The organism is Arthrobacter sp. UYEF21 (assembly GCF_040546085.1).
Taxonomy (GTDB): domain Bacteria; phylum Actinomycetota; class Actinomycetes; order Actinomycetales; family Micrococcaceae; genus Arthrobacter.
The window spans coordinates 218,981-244,893 of record NZ_JBEPNF010000003.1 but is presented as its reverse complement, the minus strand read 5'-3'; the positions used below and the strand labels follow the sequence as shown (position 1 = coordinate 244,893).

Sequence of the window (25,913 nt, the reverse complement as noted above, 5' to 3'; positions counted from 1 at the left end):
CAGTTCTCCTTGGGGTGGATTCGGCTCCGGCGCCCGGGCCGATGGTCAGGCCTGGTGGTCCGGATTGGATGCATATGTGCTGGCTGCGGCGTCCTTGCCGCGGGCTGACCTGGCACCCGGCAACCGGGCTACCCTGATGGTGTCACCAGATTCCGGGCCAAGCGTCACTGGCCCTCCGGGGGTAACCAGCACTTGTTCATGTTCCCACGTTCTCGCGGCAATGTAGCGAATCGCAGAGTTTGCTACGGCAAGAATGGGCACCGAGAACAGCGCCCCGGGGATGCCCGCAAGGTAAGATCCCGCCGCCACGCTGAGGATGACCGCCACCGGATGCAGGGCCACCGCTTTGCCCATCACCAGGGGTTGGAGGATGTGGCTTTCCAGTTGCTGGACCAGCAGGACGATGGCCAGCATGATGAGGGCGTTGATAGGACCGTTGGCCACAAGCGCCAGGAGGACGGCGATGGCTCCGGTCACCAGGGCACCGACCACCGGGATGAAGGAGCCAATAAAGACGAGCACACTCAGCGGAAGGGCCAGTGGCACACCGATGATGGCGGCGCCCACGCCGATCCCCACCGCGTCAACAAACGCCACAAACATCTGGATCCGCGCATAGCTGACCATGGACGCCCATCCCCGGCGGCCGGCACCGAAGGTTGCCGCGCGGGCGTTCCGTGGAAGCAACCGGACCAGGAAGGCCCAGATCCGGTCACCTTCAAGAAGGAAAAAGATCAGGATGAAGAGGGCCAGGACCAGGCCGGCGGCAAAGTGGCCTGCGGTGCTGCCGAAGGACAAGGCGCCGCTGAGAATGCTGCTGCTGTTGTCCTGCAGGGCAGTGGAGGCTTCCTTAAGGTACTGATCGATCTGGTCCGCCGTCAGGTGCAGGGGCCCGTCAGCCAGCCAGTCCTGGACCTGCTTGACGCCCGTCAGCGCCTGCGACCAGAGTTCGCCGAAGCCTGAGGCCAACTGGCGGCCGACGAGGGCGAGGGCGCCGGCTATGAGCCCGATGAAGCCCACTATGGTGATGGCCACCGCGGCGCCGTTTGGCAGGCGCCTGCTCCGCAGCCAGCGCACTGCCGGGCTCAGCAACCCGGCCAGGAGCGCGGCCACCATAACGGGGATAATCAGGAAGCTGATCCGGCTGAGCAACCAGACCAGGGCTCCGGCAACCAGCAGGATCAGGCCGATCCGCCAGGCCCACGACGCCGCGATGCGGACACCGTACGGGATGTCCAGGTCAAGCTCCCGGTCTGCACGCACGCGGGGCGGACGGGGATTTTCAACAGGCCAGGCTGTGTCCGGTGTCTGCCGGTCGGAAGTTGAAGCGGAGGGGGTCGCGTCGTCGGCTGGCGTCATAACCTCATACTTCCGCAGCCATGGCCCTTATGCGAAACGGCTACCCGGCGTGGCCCAGGACAGAGTTGATCCCCCAGGTCATAGTGAACGAGTCGCCCGCCGGCAGCCAACGCAGTCCGTCACCTGAATTGAAGGCGTTGGCCGGACCGGTCATGGGTTCGATGGCCACCGCCTTGGGCCTGCCCGGCAGCTGGGTTGTGACGAAGACGTGGACGTAGCGGCAGGCCTCGTCCTGCCACAGCGTTACGCAGCGGCCGTCGGACGCGCTCAGCGTGTGGCGGGCCGAACCGCCGTCGAACGCGAGGTCTGTCAGGGCGACGTCGATATCAAGGTCCCCCACACGCTGGCCGGAGCGGAAATCGCTGTCGCCGGCGACAGGCTCCGAGCTGCGCGGAATCAGCCGCTCGTCCGCCACGAGCCGGGTGTCGGCGGCGACAGTCAGGGTGAGATCGTCCATGTCCACTTCACCGAGCCGCAGGTACGGGTGGGCCCCAAGAACGAACGGAGCCGGCGCTTTGGAATCGTTGATCAACGTCTGGCGGACTTCCAGGCCCTGATCTTCAGCCAGAAGGTACTGCACCCGGTGCCGCACCAGGAAAGGGTAGCCATGCTGGGGAAATACTGCCGCTTCAAGGGTCACCGAATACTGCGACTTGTCCACGAGGTTGTAGGCGGAGTTGCGGAGCAAGCCATGGCTGGCGTTGTTCCGGGAAACCTCCGTAATGTCGAGCTGCTGCTTCTTCCCGTCCAAGTACCAGACCCCGTCCTCCACCCTGTTTGCCCAGGGGGCGAGGGTGATTCCGGCGGCCCCGGGGGAAATCTCGGCATCACCATAGGTCTCGGTCAGCTGCACGCCGGCCTTGCTGTAGAGCCGCAGGCCCGCCGCGAGCTCAGTCACCACTGCCAGGGCATCACCCCTGCGGATCTCATACTGCCTGCCGGTGGCGTACGTCTGGAAACCGGACGGAACATTGGCGTCCGGGGTTGTGCTCGAAGTCATGGGCACCACCGTACAGGTGGCTGGACGGTCCTGCCATCACCGCCTTTTGTTATATTTTGTTTGAATCCATTCTTTTTTGAGATGATCGATTCCGCCGAATGGGTGGCAGTTGCGGCGCACCGGCAGACCCGCATGCATCTGCCGCTCACAGAGCAGTGCCCCATCTGCCCCACGACCGCGGACAATCCGTCGGTGATCCCGGCTCCTGACGACGACGTTGTGGTGTTCCAAAACCGATTCCCGTCGCACGGTGGTGGAACCCTGGGGACACCGCGCTGAGGCCCTCAGAAAATTTGCCGGGATCCGCCCGGTGTTTCCGTTCGAGAACCGGGGAGCAGACATCGGCGTCACCCTGCGTACGCGCCTTTTCTGAGGCCTGTTACACGGCTCCTGAGATTTTCACGGTGACCCCGGCTACCGGAGCCATGCGCGTCTCGGAGCTGCAGCGCCAGAAGGGGCTCCCGCCTGTGCGCGATGCACAGGCGGGAGCCCCTTCAGCTGCGTTGAAAAGTACGACGGCGGACGTCGCCGCGGGCGTTAGTCGTCGCCGCGCAGAATCGCCAGCAGGCGGATGATCTCCACGTAGAGCCAGACCAGCGTGACCGTCAGGCCGAAGGCCGCGGTCCAGGAAAAGCGCCGGGGTGCGCCGCTCTGGACGCCCGCTTCTATACTGGTGAAGTCCATCACCAGGGAGAATGCAGCCAAGCCGATGGCCAGGATACCGATCACCACGCCAATGATGCCGCTACGCAGGCCAAAGGGTTCGGTAGTCAGCCCGGTGAGCATCATGATGAGGTTGACCACGGAGAAGAGGGCATAACCCACCAAGGCGATCATAAAGAACTTCATGGCCTTAGGCGTGGCGCGCACCTTGCCGCTCTTGAACAGCAGCAGCGTCACGGTGAACACGGACAGGGTGCCGATAACGGCTTGCAGGCCGACTCCCGGATACATCAGGTCGAGCACGCGGGTGAGTCCACCCAGGAACAGGCCTTCAAGTCCAGCGTAGGCAAGGACCAGGGCCGGTGAGGGCTGCTTCTTGAACGTGTTCACCATTGCCAGGACGAAGCCGCCCAAGGCACCGACGATCATAAGGATGCTGGCGAGCCCCATGCTGACGAACAGCGTCACGGCCGCGCCGGCCAGCAGGACTCCGAGGCAGGCGGCGGTCTTGACGATGACGTCGTCGTACGTCATCCGGCCGGTGTCCGCCGGGCCCGCGGCCGGCTGGTTATACATCTGTTGCAGCTGTGCATCCGTCATGTTCTGCTGCTGGCCCCAACCGGCCTGGCCGTCCATAACCTGGCCGGGAGCGCGGCCGTAGGACGGCTGTCCGAACGGCTGCTGGCCATACTGGGCCTGTCCATAGGGCGCCTGCGGGACACGCGGTGCCTGCGTTGCTCCACGGAAGTTCTTTCCGTTGAAGATCGGGTTTCCGCCAAGTGCCATTGCTGGTGTCCTCCAAGTAAAAGGGTTGAGTCGTGAACTACAAACCACGCTACCAATATCTACGCGCGCAGGGTCCAATAAGTTCCCTCTGGCACTGCGCCGAAACCCAACCGTGATGCAGCAGGTTTCCTCAACCCACTCCCAGATAGGCCTCCTTGATGGCCGGATTCGCCAGCAATTCCCGCCCGGTGCCGCTGTGGGTGATCTCCCCCGTTTCAAGGACAAAGGCACGGTGGGCGCCCGCCAGTGCCTGGTTGGCGTTCTGCTCGACCATCAGCACGGTGGTCCCCTGTTTGTTGATCTCCTTGATGATCTTGAAGATCTGGCGGATGAACTGCGGTGCCAGTCCCATGGACGGCTCGTCAAGCAACAACAGTTTGGGATCGGACATCAGGGCCCGGCCAATTGCCAGCATTTGCTGTTCCCCGCCCGACATGGTGCCGCCGTATTGCTTGATCCGTTCCTTCAGCCGCGGAAACAGGTCAAACACCCGTTCCAGGTCCTGCGGGACGCCTGCCCTGTCCTTCCTGCCAAACGTGCCCATATCCAGGTTTTCCATGACGGTCATGCCGGGGAAGATCCCGCGCCCCTCGGGAGCCTGTGAGATGCCGCGGACAACACGAATGTGGGCCTTCATCCGCGTGATGTCCTCACCGGCAAAAGTGATTTTTCCTGCGGTGGGGTTGAGGATCCCGGAGATTGTCCTCATGGTGGTTGTTTTGCCTGCCCCGTTTGCCCCGATCAGCGAAACAACTTCCCCCTCGTTGACGGTGAACGACATGTTCCGGATGGCCCGGATGCGTCCGTAGTGAACGGAGATCCCTTCGACCTCAAGCAACGTCATCTTCGGGCTCCCCCAGGTAGGCCGAAACAACCCGCGGGTCTTCTCGGATGGCTCGTGGCAGGCCGTCGGCAATCTTCTTGCCGAACTCCAGGACAACGATCCGGTCCGTCACCCCCATGACCAGTTTCATATCGTGCTCAATGAGCAGGACGGTATACCCTTCATCGCGGATGGTGCGGATGAGCGCCATCAACTCCTCCTTTTCAGCCGGATTAAACCCAGCCGCCGGCTCGTCCAGGCACAGGACCTTCGGATCCGTCGCGAGCGCGCGGGCAATCTCCAAGCGGCGTTGGTAGCCGTAGGGAAGGTGGCGGGCGAGGAAATGCGCGTGGTCTGCGATACCCACAAAATCCAACAGTGCCATGCCCCGCACAATCGCCGATTTCTCCTCACGGACATGCGTGGGCAGCCTCAGCAGCGCTCCCCCGACGCTCGTCCGGTGCCGGGCGTCCAGGCCCACCACAACATTTTCGAGGGCCGTCATCTCGCCGAACAGGCGAATGTTCTGAAACGTGCGGGACAGCCCCAGCCTGGTGATCTTGTGCTGTTTCAACCCGTTGAGGACCTGGCCTTCGAGTACCACTTGGCCGCTGGTCGGCCTGTAGACCCCCGTCATGGCATTGAAGCAGGTGGTCTTCCCGGCTCCGTTAGGTCCGATCAGTCCAAGGATTTCGCCGCGCTTGATGTTGAAACTTATGTTGTCCAGCGCCACGAGGCCGCCGAATTTGATGGTGAGGTCTTTAACCTCAACCAGGTTCTCACCTACTTTGGCCGCAATATCGCGGTCCGGTGCAACCATTTCGGCTAAATCCTGCTCCACTCCGGCCTCCGTCAGAGCAGCGACGTCGGGACCGGCCTGGGGGGTTGCTTGAGTCTCCGCGGCGCCTTGTGCCCCGGCAGGCAACCTGCTGTCCTCGCTCATGCCTGGATTCCTTTCTCACGGTCCTGGTTCTGCCCCGGGCCACGGGCCGGCGGCTCTCCGGACGACGACAGACCGGCGCTGTCCTGTTTGGCAACCCTTTGATAGGCCAGCCGCCCGTAGGCAAGCAGCCGCTGGCGGGCCGGGAAGAGGCCCTGGGACCGGAAGATCATGATGAGCACGAGGGCAATGCCGAAGATGAGGTACTTGTACTCAGCGATGGCGGTGAAGCGCAGCGGAATATAGCTCACAAGGGCCCCGCCGATAATGGCTCCAACCTTGTTGCCGGCGCCGCCGAGGACAACGGCGGCCAGAAACAGGATAGACGTGGTGACGTCGAACTTCTGGTTGTTCACGAAGCCCACCTGCCCCGCAAACAGGGCGCCTGAGAGGCCACCGATGGCCGCCCCGATGGCAAACGCCCACACCTTGTACTTGAAGGTTGGCACGCCCATGATTTCCGCGGCGTCCTCGTCCTCCCGAATGGCGATCCAGGCGCGGCCCACGCGGCTGCGTTCAAGGTTACCCACAAGGAGCGTGATGATGATGATGATGGTCAGCGTAAGCCAGTACCACGGCACGCCGTTGGAATTCGAGAAGATCGGGGTTCCGTCGGCTTCTGTCCCGGGCGGGTGGCCCACATTCTGAAAGCCCACTTGGCCTTTCATGGCCGGGATGATCGTGGCAAGGATGCGAACAATTTCGCCGAACCCAAGGGTGACGATGGCCAGGTAGTCCCCCCGGAGGCGCAGGGTTGGGACGCCGAGCACTACTCCGAAGAACATGGTGACCGCCATGGCAATCGGGATGGTCCACAGGTACGGAATGTGCAGGAATGGCGAGTCCGGACTGGTGAGCATCGCGGCACAGTAGGAGCCAACGGCGAAGAAGGCTACGTAGCCGAGGTCCAGCAGGCCCGCATATCCAACAACTACGTTGAGTCCCACGGCAATCAGTGCGAACCTGGCCATGTCAAAGCAAGCGAGGGCGAAATTGTTGCCGGGCTCCGTGGTGATGATCGGTGGATTGATCAGGGGCAGCATGTAGGCGAGGATCACGACGACTATCAGAAATGCCCATTGCTGCTGGCGCGGGAGTGCGTTCCAGCGTTCACCCCAGGAACCAAAGATGCCGCGTCGGCCCCGTGTTTCGGGCGTTACACTGCTTCCGGGTCCGGCCGCGACGGCCTCGCGGTCAGCAGCTGCCTGGGCTGCTGCCGCTTCTGGAAGCGGTGTGGGTCCATCTGTCATGCTCATGCTTTGCTCCTTCCCAGGGCACTGCCGAGAATTCCCTGCGGACGCAGCAGGAGGACCAGCACCAGAACAACGAATGCAACGACGTCGGTCCATTGCGAGTTTCCAAGCAGGATCTGACCATAATTGCCGATGAGGCCCAGAAGCAGACCGCCCAGGAGTGCGCCCCTGACGTTGCCAATACCGCCCAGCACCGCGGCCGCAAACGCCTTGATGCCCAGCACGAAACCGCCGCTGTACTGGACGCCTGACGGAATCTTCATGACGTAGAATAGTGCTGCCGCACCGGCCAGCAGACCGCCGATGACAAACGTGGTGATGATGATGCGCTCTTTGTTGACACCCATCAGCGTGGCCGTGTCCGGGTCCTGGGCCACCGCGCGGATACCGCGCCCGGTCCGGGACTTCCGGATGAAACGCTCTGTGCCCACCATCATGATGACGGCAGCGATGATGATGACCAGCTGCTGGGAATCCACGATCGTCCCGAAGACGTCAAATATCGGTGTGGGCCGGAACATGGTCAACGCCAGCTCCGGGCTCGGGCCGCGCCACAGGTAAATTAGGTACTGGATGGTGAATGACGCTCCGATTGCCGTGATCAGGAACACGAGGCGGGGAGCATTCCGCTTCCGGAGTGGTTTATAGGCGACGCGCTCAAGGACGAAGGCGGTCAGCGCCGACGCGACCATCGCCACTACCAGCGCCAGCAGCAGGTTCAGGATGATGGCCCAGATGTCCAGCCGCGGGGCTGAAGGGCCGAATCCCAACCCACCCAGGGTGAAAAAGACTGCGTAGCAGCCGACGATGAACACTTCCGAGTGGGCAAAGTTGATGAGGTTCAGGACACCATACACAAGGGTGTAACCAAGTGCGACCAATGCATAGATAGCACCGAAGGTCAGGCCATCAAACGTCGCGCTCCAGAAGTTTTGCATAAGCGAAGGAACGTCGAAGGAAATCCAGTCGTTTTCCATCGGCGGTAATTGGACGAGCAGTGGCAGCATGGGACTTCCTGTCAAGCAATAGGTCAGGAAAGGGCTGTGAGGTCGGCAAACGCTGACCCCACAGCCCCCATTTTCTTCCAGTGACGATTACTCGCCGATTGGTCCGATCGGAACGATCTTGCCGTTCTCCACTTTGTAGCCGTAGACAGTCGGTGCCTGGAGTTCACCCTTCGCATCCCACTTGTAGTGCTTGCTCAGGCCGTCTTTGTCGTAGGCCTTGACCCAAGCCAGCAGATCAGCGCGTGATTGCTTGCCCGCATCAATGCCGGACAGGAGCACTGTGGCAGCGTCATAACCTTCGATGGAATACGTTCCGGGTTCCGTCCCCTTGGACAATTCCTTGTACGCCGACGCGAAATCAGGAATGAGCTCGCCGGGGATGCACGGGCAGGTGAAGTAGGAATTGCTGGACGCGTCACCGGCCTGCTTGATGAACTGATCATCCTTGACACCATCAGGTGCGACGAAGGTGCCGGTAAAGCCCTTGCCCGAAAGTTGCTGATCGAAGGGTGCGCCCTCGGCGTAGTAGCCCGAGTAGAACACCGCATCGGCCTTGGCGTTCATGATCTTCGAGATCACAGCCGAGAAGTCTTTCTGACCAGTGGTTACCTTCTCGGTCCCGACCAGTGCGCTGCCCAGCCCGGCGGAAGTCGACGTGCCGAGGCCGATGCCGTAGTCGGAATCGTCCTGGACGAGGTAAACCTTCTTCGCGCCCAGCTTGCCGGTCAGGAACTTGGCCGCGGCCGGGCCCTGCACGGCATCGTTACCCAGACCCCGGAAGAAGGTGGTCCAGCCATTCCCCGTCAGGCCGGGGTTGGTAGCCGAAGGCGTGATGTGGACAAGGCCCTTTTGCTCGAAAATATTGCCGGTGGCCTTCGACTCCCCGGAGAAGGGCAGACCGATGACACCCACGATTTCTGCTTCACTGACCATCTGGGTGACAGGGCCCGTGGCTTTGTTGGGGTCGCCTTCAGTGTCAAACTTCTTGAACTGGACCTGGCAGCCGGGATTCGCGGCATTGTGCTGGTTGATGGCCAGCTGGATGCCATTGAAGATGTTGATGCCCAGTTGTGCGTTTGCCCCCGTCTGCGCGCCCGCGTAGGCCAACGTTGTGGTTGCGGCGCAGGTGGCCTTGCCGTCGCCCTTCGGGAGAACAGCACCGCTGGGCACGTCCACCTTGGAGATCGACTTTATATTCACCTTGCCTGCGGCTCCAGATGTGTCAGTCGTGGTGGGCCCCGCCTGATTGGCGCAGGCTGAGAGTGCGAGGGTAAGGGTGGCCGCCGCCGCCCACGAGGTGATGATTTTTTTTCGGTACATTTATTTACCTTCCGAGCCGGATTATCTCGACTGCTGCGGATCACCGAGGCAGTTGCGCGTACTTCCGAATTAGTTTCCTGAGACTACTACCTAACTTGTGTCGCAGAACACATCCATGGGCCTTGGCGTGGCCCGGTCCGGATTCAGGGTCAGATCAGGGGATCTGATTTAGGTTCAAGCTAGTGCATATCTGCTGCGGATATAAGTGACTTAGGTCACATCCTCATAACAGTAGTTGCATATGCGAAATCAACGGACCCGGTGGTTCGATGCTGTATGGATGGGGCGCGGGAGGCCCGGGAAGCGGGGACTGGAAGGTGCGCGGAAGGGAAAATGTGTACCCCAGGTGGGACTCGAACCCACAACACGCGGATTTTAAGTCCGCTGCCTCTGCCAATTGGGCTACTGGGGCGCCCGGTCAATGGTATACCGTCATCAGCCTGCCAGCGGTCCGGCATACCGGAACGTGCCATGGACCCCGCCAGGCCAGACCGCCAGCGGCAGCAGTTGAAAGTGGTCTCCCCAAGCTTCGTCGGGCGGCAGGACTCCGAACGACGCCGCCGGAACGAAGCCGAACCGGGGGTAATACTCCGGACTGCCCAGAAGGGCAATGCCACCCTCCCCCGCCACGTTGGCCCTGGCGATCGTGTCATTCATCAATGCCGTTCCGATCCCGTGCCGCTGCAGCCTGGGCGTGACACCAATGGGCCCAAGCCCCAGCAACCCGTAGTCACCCACCCAGCCCCGGGTGCTGATCACATGACCTACCACTTCGCCTCCGAGCACTGCCACGACGCTGAACCCGGGCAGGTATTCCTCGCACTCAAAGAGTTGGCGGAGGACCTCAACTTCAAGGGGCTCCCCGTCCACCGGCTCGCCGGAGACGGGGCTGACGGCGAAGGCTTCGGCTGTCAGCGCGAGAATCTTGTCCCTGTCTGCGACTGTCTCGTTCCGGAGTACGAGCTCTGGCCGCGGCTGGTTCCGGCTCGCGGCGGACAGCTCAGCGAGGATTTCGAGGGCGCGCGGCGCGTCTGCCGCGGGGACCAGCAGATGGTCGTGGTGGAAGCCCGCCAGCACGTTGCAGCTGATCCTGGCATCGGACAGGACCTTGCCGACGGCGGCGGTCAGGCCAACCGCCTCCGGTTCGGAGTGCACCTGCAGGGTGATCCAGGCCGCCACAAAATCGTAGGGCAGGTCCAGGCTGTCCGCCGTTTCCCGCGGCAGGACCACAGTAAGGCCCTCCGCCTCGCGCACGGCAGCTTCGATCCCAGGCGCCAGCGGCCTGCCGTGCGGCCACAGGACGTAGACGTATTCGCCGTCCCGGAGCACCGGATTCAGGGTTGCCAACAGGGCCTGGAGGTTCAGTTGTCCAGTCATGGTGCCAGTCTAGAAGGCACAACCGCCGGGAGACGCAAACGGCGGCCCTCCCCCTGAAGGGGACAGCCGCCGTCGGGCGTTACTCCAAATGCGGGGTCAGGAGCCAGCGCTACTTGGCGTCCGCAGTCACTGACTGCTTGGGGTTCACGCTGGTGGCAGCAGCGGAGCCTGGCTGGGCCGCGGCGGCCGGCGCGTCGGTTGCCGCCGGAGCGGGGGCTGAGGCCGGCTTGGGTGCAGGGGTGGCAGCTGCCACGAAGGCACCGCGCGGGTTGTCGAGGTCGATCAGCTGGGTGGTGTCGCGGCCCATAAAGAATGCCAGGATCCAACCCATGATGACCCGGATCTTGCGCTCCACCGTGGGCATGGCCATGCCGTGGTAGCCACGGTGTGCCAGCCAGGCCAGCGGGCCCTTGAGGCCGATGCGGCCGATGAGGTTGATGTTGGCAACACCCTTCCACTCACCGAAGCCGGCCACAGCACCGAGGTTCTTGTGCTTGTAGTCCTTCAGCGGCTTGTCCCAGCGGGAGGCCCACAGGTTCTTGGCGAGGCGCTTGGCCTGGCGCAGGGCGTGCTGCGCGTTGGGCACGCAGGTCCCGTCCGGCAGACCGCTGCCCGTGAGGTCCGGTACTGCGGCGATGTCGCCGGCTGCCCAGGCGTTGTCGATGATGCCTTCGTCACCGGCGATGCGAAGGTCCGGCAGGACGCGGACGCGGCCGCGCGGCTCCAGCGGGAAGTCGGACGAACGGATCATCGGGTTGGCCTGCACACCGGCAGTCCAGACGAGCGTGTCTGCTTCGAATTCCTGGGCGGGGGTCTTGGCCGGAAGGTTGATGAGCTTGAGTGAACCTTCGGCGCTGTCCAGCGAGGTGTTCAGCAGGACCTCGATGCCGCGGCTGCGGAGGTGCTCCACAACCCACTCAGCCTGGGGTGCGGTGACCTCGGGCATGATGCGTCCCATGGCCTCAACCAGGACGAAGCGGACTTCCTCCTGCTTGATCCGCGGGTTGTTCCTGACCGCGGCGCGGGCCAGGTCTTCCATTTCGGCGATGCACTCGATGCCGGCGAAGCCGCCACCGACCACTACGAAGGTCAAGGCCTTGGCACGGGCAGCGGGGTCGCTGATGGTGGACGCAGCTTCAATCCGCTCCAGCACCTTGTTGCGCAGGGCCACGGCCTCTTCGATGGTCTTCAGGCCGATGCCCTTGTCCGCGAGCCCCTTGATGGGGAAGGTACGGGTAATGGCGCCTGCGGCGACCACGATGTCAAAGTAGGGAATCTCGACGTGCGCTCCGCCGTCCGCGGGTGCCACAACGGCGGTGCGGTTGGCGTGGTCGATAGCGGTGACGGTGCCCTGGATGAGTTCGGTCTGCTTGAGGTGCTGGCGGTGCGAGACCACTGCGTGGCGGGCCTCGATGTTGCCACCGGCAACTTCGGGCAGGAACGGCTGGTAGGTCATGTAGGGCAGGGGATCCACGAGGGTGACGATGCCACCGGCATTCGCGATCTTCTTCTGCAGTTTGAGTGCTACGTACAGGCCGACGTACCCGCCGCCGACGACGAGTACCCGGGGACGGTCCTGGAGCTCTGGGGTGGTTGCCATGAGACAAGGGTACCGTAGTTTGTGAAAATCTTCACTAACTACGTTTACCGCCGGAATCTACGGTATCCAAGACGCCCGTATCAGGGTCGTCGTGCGCCAAACCGGGGTTCCGGGCGGCCCTGCGCAACTGGAAGGCGGCCGCGGCGATGATCACCACAAACAGCCCAGCAGAACCGATAACGACGGCGCCGCCAATGGCACTGTCACGCTGCGACGGAGCCTTAGCCGCGGGCACCGTAGGATCCGGCAGCGTGGGAATGGCGGTGGCCACGTCAGCAGTGGGCACAGGAGCAGGCGTGGCCAGGTTGCCGCGGCGGTGTACCCGGATCCAGTCCGAGATCGAGCCCAGGGGGTTGACTGCTGCTTCCGCGACGGAATCCTTCAAAGCGGCCTCGGCGTTGAGCACACCAAAGCCATACAGCGGGTCTTTTCCGGCGGGTCCGGCGTCCTTGGCCGTGCTGACGATCCGGTTGATAACCTGCTTGGCGCTCATCTCCGGCCACTTGGAGCGGATGAGTGCCGCGACGCCAGCCACGATGGGGGCCGCCCCTGAGGTCCCGGCCCATTCGGCATAGCCGCCTCCTGGCAGTCCGCCGAGGAGGTTCTCCGCCGGCGCTGCCACGCCGATACTGATCCCCTGGGAGGACGAGTCGACGCTCGCCACGCCCTTGCGGTCCAGCCCGGCAACGGTCAGGACGCCGGGAATGGTGGCGGGCGCCCCCACCTGAAGGTTGCCGCCCACCCGGTTTCCGGCCGCGGCAACGATCACCACGTCCTTTTGCTCAGCATAGAGAAAGGCGGCGTCCCAGCTTTGGGGCCACTGTGGAGTGGTGCTGCCCAGCGAAATGTTAATCACGCTGGCGCCATTGTCCACGGCCCAGCGGACGGCCGCGGGAATCTGGTCCTGATCGCTCTTGCCTGCGGGGTTCGCAGAACCCAGCCAAGTGGAGACCGAGAGGATTTCCGCCTCAGGCGCCACGCCAACCATGCCGTCCGGGCCGGCAGTGGCCGGGGACGGGCTGGGCGACGGCGACGGCGACGGCGACGCTGGCTGGTGGCCTCGGCCTGCCAGCATGGTGGCAACCAAAGTGCCGTGCTCGGGTTTGATCCCGAGGATCTTCTGTCCGTTGGCGGTGCCGGCGCCCGACGCGTCGTAGCCGCCGGTAACGGCACCCTTGAGGTCTGGGTGTCCGGCGTCCACACCACTGTCGATTACCGCGACCTTCACACCGGCACCTTTGGAGACCTCCCAGGCCTTGGTGATCCCGGACTCGGCCAGCCAATGCTCCTTGTCCCGCACCTCGTCGGCCTGTGCCGCGGGTGCCACCGCCAGTCCGGCGGCCAAGCTGACGCCTGCGAGGGCCATCGCCAGGAGCGCGGAGGCGGTCCGGCGGAACCGGGCTGTTGCTCTGGTCATCTGGGGTCCCCTGCTTGGTGCTCTGATGCCTGGCGTCAGTTGAGGCTCAGGGCAATTCCATCAAGAATATCGTGTTCGCTGGCAGTGGCTGTGACGATGCGTCCCGCACTGAGCTCATGCATACGCTCCAGGATCCGGCGCCACACCAGCCCGCCGGCACCCATCACGTCCACCCGGCCCGGGTGCATGTAGGGCAGTTCCGCACGTCTGGCCCTGGTCATCGCCAGGAGGTCGGCGGCAGCTTCCGTGATGGTGGTGACGGGAAGTTCCACGCCATGGATCGCCGCAGGGGAGTATTCCGGCAGGCGCAAGGCGTGGGCTGTGATGGTGGTGATTGAACCGGCAACGCCGACGACGGCGGTGGCGCGTTCCAAGGGCACATCCAGTCCCGCCCGGGTGATGGCTGCGTCAACGTCAGCTTCCGCGGCGGCGATCTGTTCCGCCGTGGGAGGATCGTCCCGAAGGTGCCGTTCGGTCAGCCGGACGCAGCCGATGTCCACGGATTTGGCGGCCGTGACACCGTTGGCGGTGCCGAGCACGAATTCAGTGCTGCCGCCGCCGAGGTCAACCACCAGTACCTCGTCACCGACGAGGATGGGAAGGACGCTGCTGGCCCCGGCGAAAGACAGGGCGGCCTCTTCCTCGCCTGAGATGACCTCCGGCTCAACTCCGAGCAGGTCCCGGATCCCGTCGACAAAAACGTCGCGGTTGCGGGCATCCCGGCTGGCTGAAGTGGCCACAAAACGAACCGCCACCGCCCCGTGTTCTCGGATCATTGCCGCATAATCCGCGGTGGCGGCGAAGGTGCGGGCCAGCGCGTCCGGGGCAAGTTCCCCGGTGGCATCCACGCCCTGGCCCAGGCGGACCACCCGCATTTCCCGGACCACGTCCGTCAGCTTGGCCGTACCGTTACTGCGGTCTACGTCCGCGATCAGCAAACGGATGGAGTTGGTGCCGCAATCGATCGCGGCCACGCGGGTCATGGACCTGCCTCCGGCGCGCCGGCGGTCTTGCGGACCGGAGCTGGCCGACCCACAATCTCCGGCAGGCCCTGGGGTCCATGGCGGCTCAGGTCCCGCGACGGGGCTTCACCTGCGGTGTCCCAGGCGCCGGCGCAGTAGCAACGGTCCGCCGTCCACCATTCGCTGATGCCGGCGAGGGCCTCATCCCCCAGCGGATTCACGCCGGGCCCGGCAGCCAAAGAGTGCCCCACCAGCACATGCAGGCACTTCACGCGGGTGGGCATACCGCCTGCCGAGATGCCGTCAATCTCCGGAACGGCGCCGATGCCCGCCCGCTCGCCGATGCCGGCCCGGGCAGCGAGATAGTCCTCGTGGGCCGCACGGTAGGCAGCCGCCAGGGGCTCATCCGCAGTGAGGCGCTCATTCATCTCGTTCATCAGCCCGGCAGCTTCGAGCCGCGAGACGGCAGAAGTCACGACAGGGTGCGTCAGATAAAACGTGGTGGGGAAAGGTGTGCCGTTGCCCAGGCGTGGCGCCGTGGCGGCCACCAGTGGGTTGCCGCACACACAACGTGCCGGAATTTCGACGACGTCGCGCACCGGCCGTCCCAGTTGCCTGCTCAGTACTTCAAGATCATGTGCTGATGGCTGGCGGGATTTCTCCGGCTCAGTTGCCGTGTGTGATTCCACTGGCGCGGCCATCCTTCCTCTGGTGGTTCAGTCTGTGGCCGAGCGCCTGACGGACTCCCACAGGGAATCCACCCACGGCAGATCGGCGGGGTCGTGCGCTGCTGCGGCGTTCTGGCTACTGCTCGTTCCGGCCGGCAAGTCGCTGCCGAAGACCCAGTAGCCGGTTTCGCCCGGCATAACCATGTTAATGCGGTCGCGGGCCTGCTGCTTCACGTAGTTGGGATCCTGCCATCGCGAGATCTGCTGCCGCAGCCTGTCCCCCTCGGCCTGGCGTGCGGCGATATCGTCGCTCAGGGCCGTGAGCTCGGCACGTTTGTCAAAGAAAATCTTGACGGTGGGCGCGAGCATGATGGTGATGGCAATCATCACCACGGCGAGTGCCAGCATGCGGCCGGAGAAGGCCTTGGCAGGTACCGGCTGGGCGCCGTCCTGCGCGTCGTCGCCCTTCCGGGTTCCGCCCGCAGCTGACCGACCGCCCGCCCGCACTTTCGAGGCAGGCGAAGCTTTCGCTGGGCTGCCGTTGGTGGCGCCAGCGCCCTTCGCAGGGGCCCTTTTCGCTAACGTGCCCTGATGCGTGGTGGCTTTGCGTTGCGCGCTGCCGTCTCTTGCGCTGCCTTCTTTTGCACCGCCAAAGTCGGCGCGAATGACGCCGGCGGTGTCGGCAGCTTCCTTGGGGTGGTCCGTTGTGGCCTGGCGCGTGGAAGCGGCCTTGGGAACTTTGGGACGGCGGGTAGCCATGACACTCCTGAAACGTGCGGCCTGCCTCGGGCCGCAACTTTGCGCTTAAACAGATGCCCTGCCGGTCAGGCAGTAGGCCGAAAAAACCGGTGGCTATGGTCTTTCAACCATAGCCACCGGTCAGTGGTTTATGCGGCTGCTAGCCCTTGAAACGCGGGAACGCGCTGCGGCCGGCGTAGCGTGCGGCGTCGTCGAGTTCCTCTTCGATGCGCAGCAGCTGGTTGTACTTGGCAACGCGCTCGGAGCGGGCCGGGGCACCGGTCTTGATCTGTCCGGCGTTGGTGGCAACCGAGATGTCAGCAATGGTGGTGTCCTCAGTTTCGCCGGAGCGGTGCGAGGTGATGGTGGTGTAACCGGCGCGCTGGGCCAGGGAAACGGCGTCGAGCGTCTCGGTCAGCGAGCCGATCTGGTTCACCTTGACCAGCAGGGAGTTCGCGGTCTGGGTGTCAATGCCGCGCTGCAGGATTGAGGGGTTGGTGACGAACAGGTCATCGCCAACCAGCTGGACCTTGTCGCCGATGGTGTCGGTGAGGGTCTTCCAACCGTCCCAGTCATTCTCGTCCAGCGGGTCTTCAATGGAGACCAGCGGGTAGTCGGCCACGAGCTCGGCGTAGTAGGCGCTCATCTCGGTGGCGGACAGTGCCTTGCCCTCGAACTGGTAAGCGCCGTCCTTGAAGAACTCGGAGGATGCGACGTCCAAGGCCAGGGCGATGTCCTTGCCCGGGGTGTAGCCGGCGTTCTTGATGGCCTCCTGGATCAGGTCCAGCGCGGCGCGGTTGGAGGGCAGGTTCGGCGCGAAGCCGCCCTCGTCACCCAGGCCGGTGGACAAGCCCTTGGCCTGCAGGACGGACTTGAGGTTGTGGTAAACCTCAACGCCCCAACGCAGGCCCTCGGAGAAGGTCTCCGCCCCGATCGGAACGATCATGAACTCCTGGATGTCGACGTCGGAGTCGGCGTGGGAGCCACCGTTGAGGATGTTCATCAGCGGCACGGGAAGGACGTGGGCGTTGGGGCCGCCGAGGTACTTGTACAGCGGCAGGTCGGCGGAAGCGGCGGCAGCGTTGGCCACGGCGAGGGAAACACCCAGGATGGCGTTGGCGCCGAGCTTGCCCTTGTTGGGGGTGCCGTCCAGGTCAATCATGGCCTGGTCGATGCTGCGCTGGTCCGTGGCGTCGAAGCCGATCAGGACCGGGGCGATCTGGTCGATGACCGCGTCCACTGCCTTCTGGACACCCTTGCCGAGGTAACGGCCCTTGTCCCCGTCACGGAGCTCAACGGCTTCGTGCTCGCCGGTGGAGGCACCGGACGGAACAGCTGCGCGGCCGATCTGGCCGTCAGAGAGCAGGACTTCAACTTCTACGGTCGGGTTGCCGCGGGAATCGAGGATCTCGCGGGCGTGAATGGCATCGATAAGCGCCATGGATGTGCTCCTTGTGGGCGATTTTTGGTGGATCTGACAGCTGAAAAATAGCGGAAACTTCGGGACGTCATCGTCAGGAACCAGCGTAGTCGAGAGTGGCGGACGTTACGGAACCCTATCCGTCACCCGGACGTCATGATGGTGCCTCGAACCGCCGGCGAATAGCTCCGCGCAGGGCCCGTTCGGCGTCGAACCCCTGGGACCGTGCCGAGCCAACGGCGGCGAGCAGCAGGTCCCCGAGCTCGGCTTCGGAAGTGAGGGTTCGGACAAGCTCAACCACCGGGGGCTGGGTTTCGAGAGGCTCAACCACCCGGCGTGCGCGTTCGGCACGGTCGAGGAATTTTTGCGCTTTGGCCAGTGCGGGCAGGGAGTCAGGGATCCCGTCAAACGGACCACGCAGTTCCGGCTGCTCGGCACTCTTGACCGCATCCCATTTCCGGACAATCTCCTCCACCGTGGCCGGGAAACTGTCCTGCAGAGTGCCGTCAGGCCTGAACACGTGCGGGTTGCGGCGGACCATCTTGGCACTCAGCCCGCGCGCTACGTCGTCGAACGTAAACGAGCCCCGCTCGTCGGCGAGCCGGGCGTGCAGCACCACTTGGAGGAGCACATCGCCCAGCTCGCCCCGGAGTTCGGCGTCGTCGGCACCGGTCTCGATGGTTTCGGCGACCTCGTAGGCTTCCTCCAGGAGATACTCCACCAGCGAGGCATGCGTCAGGGCAGCCATCCAGGGGCAATGTTCCCGCAGCCGGGCAATTATCCCGAGCAGCTCCGCCAGCTCGCCAGCTCGCCCGGGGACCCCTGCTGCCGTAGGCCCATCGAGCCGCTCATTGGGGGTTTGGTCAGCCAAGGTTAGCGTAGGTGTCGTTGATGTACTCCACCAGCGCTTCCTTCTCCTCCAACGGCAGGAATGATGCCTCCGCTGCATTCAGCGTGAGCTCCAGCAGGTCATCAAGGTCGTAGTCGAACGTTTCGACCAGCAGCTCGAACTCGTCCGTCAGGGTCACACCGCTCATCAGCCGGTTGTCCGTGTTGATGGTGACGTTGAAGCCCAGCTGGTAGAGCATGTCCAGCGGGTGGCTTTGGATGCCCTCGCCGAACCCGGCGATCGCGCCGGTCTGGAGGTTGGACGAGGGGCAGATCTCCAACGCGATGCCGCGGTCGCGGATCCAGCTGGAGAGATCGCCCAGGGTGACCAGGCCGATGCTGTCGTCCCCGTCTTCGGTGCCTTCGCTGTTGTCGTCGTCATCGTCGAACTCCACCAGGATGTCCTCAGCGATCCGGACGCCGTGGCCCAGGCGGAGCGCCCGGCCATCCACCAGGGCGGACTGGATGCTTTCCAGGCCGGCGGCTTCACCGGCATGCACGGTTGCCGGGAAGTTGTGCTGGGCCAGATAGGTGAAGGCGTCCTTGAAGCGGGACGGCAGGAAGCCGTCTTCGGCGCCGGCGATGTCAAAGCCCACAGCGCCCTTGTTGCGGTGGCGGACGGCCAACTCGGCAATCTCCTGGCCGCGGTCGGCGTGGCGCATGGCGGTGATCAGCTGGCCTACCTGAATTTCGCGGCCGCCTTCGGCCACGGCCTCGACGCCGGCGTCGAGGCCTTCCTGCACGGCCTCGACGGCTTCGTCAAGGGAGAGGCCCTTCTGCAGGTGCTGCTCCGGTGCCCAGCGCACTTCGCCGTACACCACGCCGTCGTCCGCGAGGTCCTCCACGAATTCCTTGGCGACCCGGAACAGGCCTTCCTTGGTCTGCATGACGGCAACGGTGTGGTCGAAGGTCTCCAGGTAGCGGACCAGCGACCCGGAGTCGGCCGATTCGCGGAACCATTGGCCCAGGGCCACAGGATCGGTGGAAGGGAGCGTGTGGCCAACGGCCTCGGCCAGTTCGATGATGGTCGACGGGCGGAGACCACCGTCCAGGTGGTCGTGAAGCGAAACCTTCGGCAGGCTCTTCAGGTCGAAATCGATGGCAGGGGCAGCGTCAACAATAGGCTCAGTCACGTTCCAACCTTAGGGTCGGCAGGCAGCTTATGCCAGCCGCTACTTTCCGTGCTCCTCCGCAGGGGCGGGTGCCAGCGGGGGGGAAGCTGCCGTGTGGATGGGCAGCGCGCCCTCCGCGCCGCCGTCGAGCCATTCGTCCACAACCTCGCCGTCCCTGCGGGCCAGGTGCTTGTGCCACCACCGCAGGATGTGGTCGAGCAGGATGCCCAGTACCATTGCGACGACCACGGCGATGCCCGCGCTCAGCAGCGGGTTGTGGTGGAGCCAGGGGAAGGAACTGGCCAGCGCGCCGATGCCAATGGAGTACCCAACCCAGGTGAGGCAGGCGAAAGCGTCCAGCAGGAAGAAACGGCGGTGCGCAAAACCTGTGCTGCCGGCCACGTAGTTGACCGCCACCCGGCCCCATGGGATGTAACGCGCGGTGAAAATCAGGACGGCGCCACGCTTTTCGAGTTCATACCGCGCCCAGCCGAAAGCCTTCTGGACCTTGGGCCGGCGCATCCATTTCCACCGCTCAAGGCCGATCTTCCGGCCCAGCATAAAGGCCATGTTGTCACCGGCGATGGCACCGATGAGGGCCGTCGCAGCCAGGATCCAAAGGTTGGGTTCACCGCTGTGCCGGGAAAACGCTGCGAGCGCGACGATAAGGGTTTCGCTGGGGACCACCATGGCGAAGCCGTCAATGAAGAAAAACAGGAGCAGGACGGGGTAGATCCACCATTGGCCCGCTGCATGGAGCACGGCCTCATTAATAAACTCCACGCGGGTGTTGCTCCTAGACGAAATGCTGCAGCCGGAAGTGACGTTAATCGCCCTTCAGTGTCCCATGGCCGGGAGACCGTCCGCTACGCCCGTGGACCTGAATCCTTAGGCGCCGGGTCCTTCAGCCGCTCGACCACCGGAACCTTCCCCCGGATGCGGTTGATGACCAGGTCCACGAGGATACCCAGGCCCACCGCGCAGACGATGGCAATGACCGCGCCGAGTAGATGGTTGTTTTCAAACCACTGCCCAAAGAACAGGCCGATGCCTACTGAGTACGCGGCCCAGAGGGCTGCGGAGAGCACCGTCATGCCAACGAAGCGGAGGTGCGGATAGTGAGTCACACCAGCGGTGAGGTTCACGGCAACTCTGCCGATGGGGATGAAGCGCGCCACGAGGATCAGCGATGCCGGACGCTTCCTCAGTTCCTGCCCGGCCCAACGGAACGCCCTCTGCATGCGGGGCCCCCGCATCCAGTTCCAGCGGGTGGTCCCCACCCGGCGTCCGATGAGGTACGCAATGTTGTCCCCTGTAAGCGCTCCCAGACCCGCGACGGACATCAGCAACCATGGATTGGGAACGTCCGCAGTGGCGGCCACTGCGGCCAGGCCAACCACCACGGATTCGCTGGGGATCGGCGGGAAAAACCCGTCAATGAGGCAGCAGGCCCATACCAGGAGCAGCACCCACGGCTGCCCGGCGGCAGCGAGGATGAAATCATTGATGGCCTGCATTCTCCCTATGCTATTCGGTCAATGATGAGCTGCTGTGCCGGGCGTGCCCCTTCCGGCGCAATCGTCACCGCGTGCTCCAGTGATTCCTTGGCGCGGGCGAATTTCTCCGGGGTGTCCGTGAGTAATGTCATCAGCGGTTCACCGGCGCGGACCACAGCGCCAGGCTTCGCGTGCAGGCGGATGCCGGCACCCGCCTGCACGGCGTCTTCCTTGCGGGCGCGGCCTGCCCCAAGGCGCCACGCGGCGACGCCGACGGCCAGGGCATCAAGCTCCACCAGGACACCGTCGGCCGGCGCGAGGATGACTGCGGATTCCTTGGCCACCGGAAGCTTGGCCCGCGGATCGCCGCCCTGCGCCTCGATCATCCGGTTCCACACGTCCATGGCCCGGCCATCCTGCAGCGCGGCGTGGGGATCGGCGTCGTGGACGCCGGCGCACGCCAGCATCTCTTCGGCCAGCCGGACCGTCAACTCCACCACATCTTCCGGGCCGCCGCCGGCCAGGACCTCCAGGGACTCCTCCACTTCGATCGCGTTTCCCGCCGTCAGGCCCAGCGGCGTGCTCATGTTGGTCAGCAGCGCCACGGTATTGACTCCCGCGTCCTTGCCCAGCGCCACCATGGTTTCCGCCAGTTCGCGTGCCCGGGCCTCGTCCTTCATGAACGCTCCGCTGCCAACCTTAACGTCGAGAACCAGCGAGCCCGTGCCCTCCGCAATTTTCTTGCTCATGATCGAGGAGGCGATGAGCGGTATTGCCTCCACGGTGCCGGTGACGTCGCGCAGGGCGTAAAGCTTTTTGTCGGCCGGTGCCAGTCCGGCCCCGGCAGCGCAGATCACCGCCCCGACGCCCTGAAGCTGCGCCATCATTTCGTCATTACTCAGGTCCGCACGCCAGCCCGGAATCGACTCCAGCTTGTCCAGGGTGCCGCCGGTGTGGCCAAGTCCGCGGCCCGACAGTTGCGGCACCGCCACGCCGAACACCGCCACCAAGGGCGCTAGCGGAAGGGTGATTTTGTCCCCCACTCCCCCGGTGGAATGCTTGTCGCTGGTAGCCTTCACGCCGCCGTCGGGACGCCGAAGGCCGCTGAAGTCCATCCGCTCCCCCGAAGCGATCATGGCTGCGGTCCAGCGGGAAATCTCCGCCCGGTCCATGCCGTTGAGCAGGATGGCCATGTTCAGCGCGGCCATCTGCTCCTCCGCAATGGCGCCGCGGGTATAAGCGTCTATGGTCCAGTCGATCTGCTCCGGGCTGAGGACTCCACGGTCCCGCTTGGTACGGATGATGTCGACGGCGTCGAACGCTTCAGTTGCCTGTGTCACCGGAGTCCTCCAGATGTTGGGGACCAAATGCGTCGGGCAGCACCTGGTCCATCGTTTTGATCCCTTGGGTGGTCATGAGCTCCATGTCCGGAGCCCGGAACTCGTACAGCAGTTGCCGGCAGCGGCCACAGGGCATCAGGATATTGCCGGCAGAATCCACGCAGTAGAACGCCCGCAGCAGCCCGCCGCCGGTCATGTGCAGGTTCCCCACCAGGGCGCATTCGGCACAGAGGGTCAGCCCGTAGCTGGCATTTTCCACATTGCAGCCGCTGACCAGCCGGCCATCGACGGTGAGGGCAGCAGCCCCCACCGGGAACTTCGAATACGGGACATAGGCCTTCTTCATGGCCTCGACGGCGGCAGCCTCCAGGGCCCGCCAGTTAACACCGTTTTCTACCACCGCCGTCAACCCTTGACGTACGGTATGCCGCTGGCAGCGGGTGGCCGGGACTTGCCCACGAGCCCCGCGACGGCGAGCACCGTCACCAGGTACGGCAGCAGGGCCATGAACTGGCTCGGCACCGGGGTTCCGATGATGGTCACGATGCTCTGGAGGTTGTCCGCGAAGCCGAACAGCAGGGCCGCAAAGAACGCCCCGGTGGGGTTCCACCGGCCGAAGATCAGGGCGGCCAGGGCGATGAAGCCTCGGCCGCCGGAAATCTCCTTGGTGAAGCTGTCAATGGCCACGAGGGTGAAGAACGATCCGCCGATGCCGGCGATGGCGCCGCCCTGGGTGACATTCCAGAAGCGGGTGGCGTTGACCTTGATGCCCATGGTGTCGGCAGCTTGGGGGTGCTCACCCACGGCACGCACGCGCAGGCCCCATTTCGTCTTGAACAGCCCCACCCACACCACGATGACGGCGACATACATCAAATAACCCACCACCGACTGCTTGAACAGGATGGGGCCCAGGATCGGAATTCCGGAGAGGACAGGAATCTCAACGATGCCCAGGCCGGGCGGCGAGTTGAACTTGGCCTTGTTTTCCTGCATGAGGGTGCTGAACAGGAAGCCGGTCACGCCGGATACCAGGACGTTGAGCACCACACCGACGATGATCTGGTTGACCAGGTATTTGATACTGAACACGGCCAGGACCATGGAAACCGCGGCGCCGGCCACCGCTGCCGCGAGCAGGCCGACGAATGGATTCTGGGTGATGCTGGCCACGATGGCGGCGGTGAAGGCGCCCCCATGGAGTTGGCCTTCGATGGCGATGTTGACCACCCCGACGCGTTCGCACAGCACCCCGGACAGCGAGCCGAACACCAGGGGTACGGCCAGCGTGACCGAACCGGCGATGAGGCCGGCCAGCGAAATGCTCGGCGTCCTGGCTCCGCCAACCACCCAAGTCAGGAAGGCGGCCACAAACAGTACGGTGAAGGTGATGGTCAGCCAGGCTGGGGTTGGCCGGTTCCTGGTCTTCAGGTACACGGAATAAGCCGCCATGCCAAGCATCAGGACCGAGAGGACCATGCCGCCGACCATTGCGGGTACCTCCAACGCAGGAAGCTGGAAGAAGTCCTCGCCGGTGGAAATTCAAAACTTGGCCGTCTGGGAGCCGCCCATAAGACCAAAGAAAATGAAGGCAACGATTCCCAGCGCAGGGTGGCGCTACGACTCGAATTCAATGAGTGTCCGTTTCTACGCTGAAATTCTGTTTTCACTGAGGGCTTCGCAGCACTGCGCCGGAGCGCACTGATACACCAACATTAGTGGCATACAGCACATCGGCTACCACATCCCCTTCGGATCCCGATGATTGCTGAGAATTTGTTACCAACGAGTAGGTGATGGGCCGCGCGTCTAGAGGCGCACCAGCATCTTGCCGGTGTTCGCGCCGTCGAGCAGGTCCATGAAGGCCTGGGGTGCATTCTCGAGCCCGTCCACCACCGTCTCGTCATACCGGACCGAACCATCCGCAAGCCAGGCCGACATCTTCTCGAAAAATTCCGCACGGTGCTGGCGCTGTCCTCCCACCAGGAAGCCGCGGAGGGTGAGCTGCTTGCCGATGGCGAGCGCGAGGTTACGCGGAGCCGGCGTGGCATCGGTCGAGTTGTACTGTGCGATGGCCCCGCACATCGCCACGTGGCCGCCAATGTTGAGCTCAGCCAGGGCCGCTTCCAGGTGGTCGCCACCCACGTTGTCGAAGTAAACGTCAATCCCCTTGCCGACGGTCGCCGCCTTGAGCTGGTCACGGACTGGTGCGTCGCGGTAATTAAAGGCGGCGTCAAAGCCCAGCTCGAGGAGCCGCGCCACTTTTCCGGGTGTTCCGGCGCTGCCGATTACGCGTGAAGCGCCCATGGCTTTGGCAATCTGGCCCACCAGGGAACCCACGGCGCCGGCGGCGGCTGAAACGAACACAACATCACCGGGCTTGAATTCGGCGACCTTGAGCAGTCCGGAATAGGCCGTCAGGCCGGTCATGCCCAGCGCGCCCAGGAACGCCGACGCCGGGGCGAGGTCTGTGCGGGCAACAGAGGTTGCGTTGGCATCCAGCATCGCATGTTCCCGCCAGCCCAGCTGATGGACGACGACGTCCCCCACCTTCCGCCCTTCGGCCCTGGACGCGATCACCTCACCAACGGCGCCGCCGTCGAGCGCTGCATCCAGAGCGAAGGGCGCTGAGTAGGACTTGACGTCATTCATGCGTCCGCGCATGTAGGGGTCAACTGAGATATAGAGGTTGCGGACCAGGATCTGACCGTCCCGAAGCTCCGGCAGGGGTGACTCGGCCAGGCGGAAGTTTTCGGGGACAGGACGCCCTGCCGGACGTGAAACCAGCTGGATTTCCCGGGTGAAGGCAGGCAGTGCGGTGGTTGCGCTCATGCGGCAAACTCCATGATCTTGATGTCAACGGTGATGTTCCCGCGGGTGGCGTTGGAGTAGGGGCAGATCTGGTGCGCTTTGGCCACCAGGGACTCGGCCGTGGCGAGATCCAGGGCCGGAACTGCGATCTCCAGCTCAGCGGCGAGGCCATAGCCCACGCCTTCGTCCATGGCGCCAAAGTGGATTTTGGCTGCAACGGCAGAGTCCGTCAGGTCTGCGCGCTCCTTGCGCCCCACAAGGCGGAGCGCCGAATGGAAGCAGGCCGCGTAGCCGGCGGCGAAAAGCTGCTCCGGGTTGGTGCCCTGGCCGTCGCCGCCCAGCTCAACGGGGCTGGCCAGGCTGACAGCCAGCTTCCCGTCGTTGGTGCGTGCGTTGCCGTCGCGGCCTTCGCCGGAAGCCAGTGCCTCGGCAGTATAGAGAGTCTTCATGTGTGGTCCGTCCTGTTGGATGTGATACCGGAAAATCTTGGGGGCTCAGTGCGAGCGGTGAAGGGCTTGGGTGAGCCGTTCCAGGGTGGCACGAAGCTGTTCGAGCTCATCGGGGGACAGCCCGGCAGCGTCCGCGAGGTGCCGGGGAATTCCGCTTGCCTTGGCGCTTAGGGCGCGTCCGCCCGGCGTCAGGTGGACAGCAACACGGCGCTCGTCTTCCCCGGACCGGCGGCGCTCGAGGAATCCCATGGCTTCCAGGCGCTTGAGCAACGGCGACAGCGTGCCGGAGTCCAGGCCCAGCTCCTCGCCAAGCTCCTTGACTCCCTTCGGCTCCGACTCCCACAGGACCAGCATCACCAGGTACTGCGGGTACGTCAGGCCGAGGTCTTCGAGCACGGGGCGGTAGACCGCTGTTGCAGCGCGGGAGGCGGAATACAGGGCAAAACACACCTGGCGGTCAAGACGGGGAGCTTCAGTCACAGCT

The 25,913-nt window shown here is 64.1% G+C and carries 24 protein-coding genes, 1 tRNA gene and 2 pseudogenes; 1 reads left to right on the top strand and 26 read right to left on the bottom strand.

The features are described from left to right. Nucleotides 1–45: 45 nt before the first annotated feature. Both ABIB27_RS05925 and ABIB27_RS05920 read right to left on the bottom strand, forming a co-directional pair. Nucleotides 46–1,359, bottom strand: a complete 1,314-nt coding sequence (locus tag ABIB27_RS05925) for an AI-2E family transporter (RefSeq protein WP_354215135.1) — start codon at nucleotides 1,357–1,359, stop codon at nucleotides 46–48. A gap of 40 nt (nucleotides 1,360–1,399) precedes the next feature. Then, nucleotides 1,400–2,359, bottom strand: coding sequence for an aldose 1-epimerase family protein (locus ABIB27_RS05920; protein ID WP_354253673.1), 960 nt, complete (start codon nucleotides 2,357–2,359; stop codon nucleotides 1,400–1,402). Between the two features lie 90 nt (nucleotides 2,360–2,449). Here ABIB27_RS05920 and ABIB27_RS05915 point away from each other — a divergent pair. Beyond that, nucleotides 2,450–2,714: pseudogene (locus ABIB27_RS05915) on the top strand (galactose-1-phosphate uridylyltransferase); the annotation flags it as partial. Nucleotides 2,715–2,896: 182 nt separating this feature from the next. Here ABIB27_RS05915 and ABIB27_RS05910 read toward each other — a convergent pair. The 24 genes and pseudogenes from ABIB27_RS05910 to ABIB27_RS05795 form a co-directional block, all read right to left on the bottom strand. Then, nucleotides 2,897–3,808, bottom strand: coding sequence for a Bax inhibitor-1/YccA family protein (locus ABIB27_RS05910; protein ID WP_354215133.1), 912 nt, complete (start codon nucleotides 3,806–3,808; stop codon nucleotides 2,897–2,899). A 130-nt stretch (nucleotides 3,809–3,938) separates the two neighbouring features. Then, a complete protein-coding gene (locus ABIB27_RS05905; protein WP_502909123.1) occupies nucleotides 3,939–4,652 on the bottom strand; it encodes an ABC transporter ATP-binding protein in 714 nt (237 codons plus the stop codon). Then, nucleotides 4,639–5,574, bottom strand: coding sequence for an ABC transporter ATP-binding protein (locus ABIB27_RS05900; RefSeq protein ID WP_502909122.1), 936 nt, complete (start codon nucleotides 5,572–5,574; stop codon nucleotides 4,639–4,641). Before ABIB27_RS05900 ends, ABIB27_RS05905 begins: the two co-directional genes overlap by 14 nt. Next, nucleotides 5,571–6,827: a branched-chain amino acid ABC transporter permease gene (locus tag ABIB27_RS05895; RefSeq protein WP_354215132.1), complete on the bottom strand. Its 1,257-nt coding sequence runs from the start codon at nucleotides 6,825–6,827 to the stop codon at nucleotides 5,571–5,573. Before ABIB27_RS05895 ends, ABIB27_RS05900 begins: the two co-directional genes overlap by 4 nt. Beyond that, entirely contained in the window at nucleotides 6,824–7,831 is a 1,008-nt protein-coding gene (locus ABIB27_RS05890; RefSeq protein ID WP_354215131.1) for a branched-chain amino acid ABC transporter permease, read from the bottom strand. The genes ABIB27_RS05895 and ABIB27_RS05890 overlap by 4 nt, the downstream gene beginning before the upstream one ends. Before the next feature lie 87 nt (nucleotides 7,832–7,918). Next, nucleotides 7,919–9,151, bottom strand: coding sequence for a branched-chain amino acid ABC transporter substrate-binding protein (locus ABIB27_RS05885; RefSeq protein WP_354253672.1), 1,233 nt, complete (start codon nucleotides 9,149–9,151; stop codon nucleotides 7,919–7,921). A gap of 338 nt (nucleotides 9,152–9,489) precedes the next feature. Beyond that, nucleotides 9,490–9,563 (bottom strand) — tRNA-Leu (locus tag ABIB27_RS05880). Nucleotides 9,564–9,586: 23 nt separating this feature from the next. Continuing rightward, entirely contained in the window at nucleotides 9,587–10,528 is a 942-nt protein-coding gene (locus ABIB27_RS05875; RefSeq protein ID WP_354253671.1) for an N-acetyltransferase, read from the bottom strand. Nucleotides 10,529–10,637: 109 nt separating this feature from the next. Beyond that, nucleotides 10,638–12,128 (bottom strand): NAD(P)/FAD-dependent oxidoreductase, encoded by a 1,491-nt coding sequence (locus tag ABIB27_RS05870; RefSeq protein ID WP_354253670.1) that lies wholly within the window; start codon nucleotides 12,126–12,128, stop codon nucleotides 10,638–10,640. Between the two features lie 34 nt (nucleotides 12,129–12,162). Beyond that, entirely contained in the window at nucleotides 12,163–13,545 is a 1,383-nt protein-coding gene (locus ABIB27_RS05865) for a S8 family serine peptidase (protein ID WP_354253669.1), read from the bottom strand. A gap of 35 nt (nucleotides 13,546–13,580) precedes the next feature. Next, nucleotides 13,581–14,528, bottom strand: a complete 948-nt coding sequence (locus ABIB27_RS05860) for a Ppx/GppA phosphatase family protein (RefSeq protein WP_354253668.1) — start codon at nucleotides 14,526–14,528, stop codon at nucleotides 13,581–13,583. Next, on the bottom strand, nucleotides 14,525–15,208 hold the full coding sequence (locus ABIB27_RS05855; RefSeq protein WP_502909121.1) for a DUF501 domain-containing protein: 684 nt from the start codon (nucleotides 15,206–15,208) through the stop codon (nucleotides 14,525–14,527). The genes ABIB27_RS05860 and ABIB27_RS05855 overlap by 4 nt, the downstream gene beginning before the upstream one ends. Nucleotides 15,209–15,223: 15 nt before the next feature. Continuing rightward, nucleotides 15,224–15,934 (bottom strand): FtsB family cell division protein, encoded by a 711-nt coding sequence (locus ABIB27_RS05850; RefSeq protein WP_354253666.1) that lies wholly within the window; start codon nucleotides 15,932–15,934, stop codon nucleotides 15,224–15,226. A gap of 139 nt (nucleotides 15,935–16,073) precedes the next feature. Beyond that, nucleotides 16,074–17,354 carry a phosphopyruvate hydratase gene (gene eno, locus ABIB27_RS05845; protein WP_354215097.1) on the bottom strand — a complete coding sequence of 427 codons (1,281 nt, stop codon included), beginning with the start codon at nucleotides 17,352–17,354 and terminating at the stop codon, nucleotides 16,074–16,076. Between the two features lie 133 nt (nucleotides 17,355–17,487). Next, nucleotides 17,488–18,081 (bottom strand): MazG nucleotide pyrophosphohydrolase domain-containing protein, encoded by a 594-nt coding sequence (locus ABIB27_RS05840; protein WP_354253680.1) that lies wholly within the window; start codon nucleotides 18,079–18,081, stop codon nucleotides 17,488–17,490. Nucleotides 18,082–18,196: 115 nt separating this feature from the next. After that, complete coding sequence (locus ABIB27_RS05835) at nucleotides 18,197–19,354, bottom strand: adenosine deaminase (RefSeq protein ID WP_354215096.1); 1,158 nt, start codon at nucleotides 19,352–19,354, stop codon at nucleotides 18,197–18,199. A 39-nt stretch (nucleotides 19,355–19,393) separates the two neighbouring features. After that, complete coding sequence (locus tag ABIB27_RS05830; RefSeq protein ID WP_354215095.1) at nucleotides 19,394–20,116, bottom strand: DedA family protein; 723 nt, start codon at nucleotides 20,114–20,116, stop codon at nucleotides 19,394–19,396. A gap of 83 nt (nucleotides 20,117–20,199) precedes the next feature. Continuing rightward, nucleotides 20,200–20,850, bottom strand: coding sequence for a DedA family protein (locus tag ABIB27_RS05825; RefSeq protein WP_354253665.1), 651 nt, complete (start codon nucleotides 20,848–20,850; stop codon nucleotides 20,200–20,202). Nucleotides 20,851–20,855: 5 nt separating this feature from the next. Further along, nucleotides 20,856–22,169: a thymidine phosphorylase gene (locus ABIB27_RS05820; RefSeq protein WP_354253664.1), complete on the bottom strand. Its 1,314-nt coding sequence runs from the start codon at nucleotides 22,167–22,169 to the stop codon at nucleotides 20,856–20,858. Beyond that, nucleotides 22,153–22,569, bottom strand: a complete 417-nt coding sequence (locus ABIB27_RS05815; protein ID WP_354215092.1) for a cytidine deaminase — start codon at nucleotides 22,567–22,569, stop codon at nucleotides 22,153–22,155. Before ABIB27_RS05815 ends, ABIB27_RS05820 begins: the two co-directional genes overlap by 17 nt. 5 nt (nucleotides 22,570–22,574) lie before the next feature. Next, nucleotides 22,575–23,741, bottom strand: a pseudogene (locus ABIB27_RS05810) (ABC transporter permease). A 237-nt stretch (nucleotides 23,742–23,978) separates the two neighbouring features. After that, nucleotides 23,979–25,001, bottom strand: a complete 1,023-nt coding sequence (locus ABIB27_RS05805; RefSeq protein ID WP_354253663.1) for an NADP-dependent oxidoreductase — start codon at nucleotides 24,999–25,001, stop codon at nucleotides 23,979–23,981. Continuing rightward, nucleotides 24,998–25,429 (bottom strand): organic hydroperoxide resistance protein, encoded by a 432-nt coding sequence (locus tag ABIB27_RS05800; RefSeq protein ID WP_354215090.1) that lies wholly within the window; start codon nucleotides 25,427–25,429, stop codon nucleotides 24,998–25,000. Before ABIB27_RS05800 ends, ABIB27_RS05805 begins: the two co-directional genes overlap by 4 nt. 45 nt (nucleotides 25,430–25,474) lie before the next feature. Beyond that, entirely contained in the window at nucleotides 25,475–25,909 is a 435-nt protein-coding gene (locus tag ABIB27_RS05795; RefSeq protein WP_354215089.1) for a MarR family winged helix-turn-helix transcriptional regulator, read from the bottom strand. Between the last annotated feature and the right edge of the window lie 4 nt (nucleotides 25,910–25,913).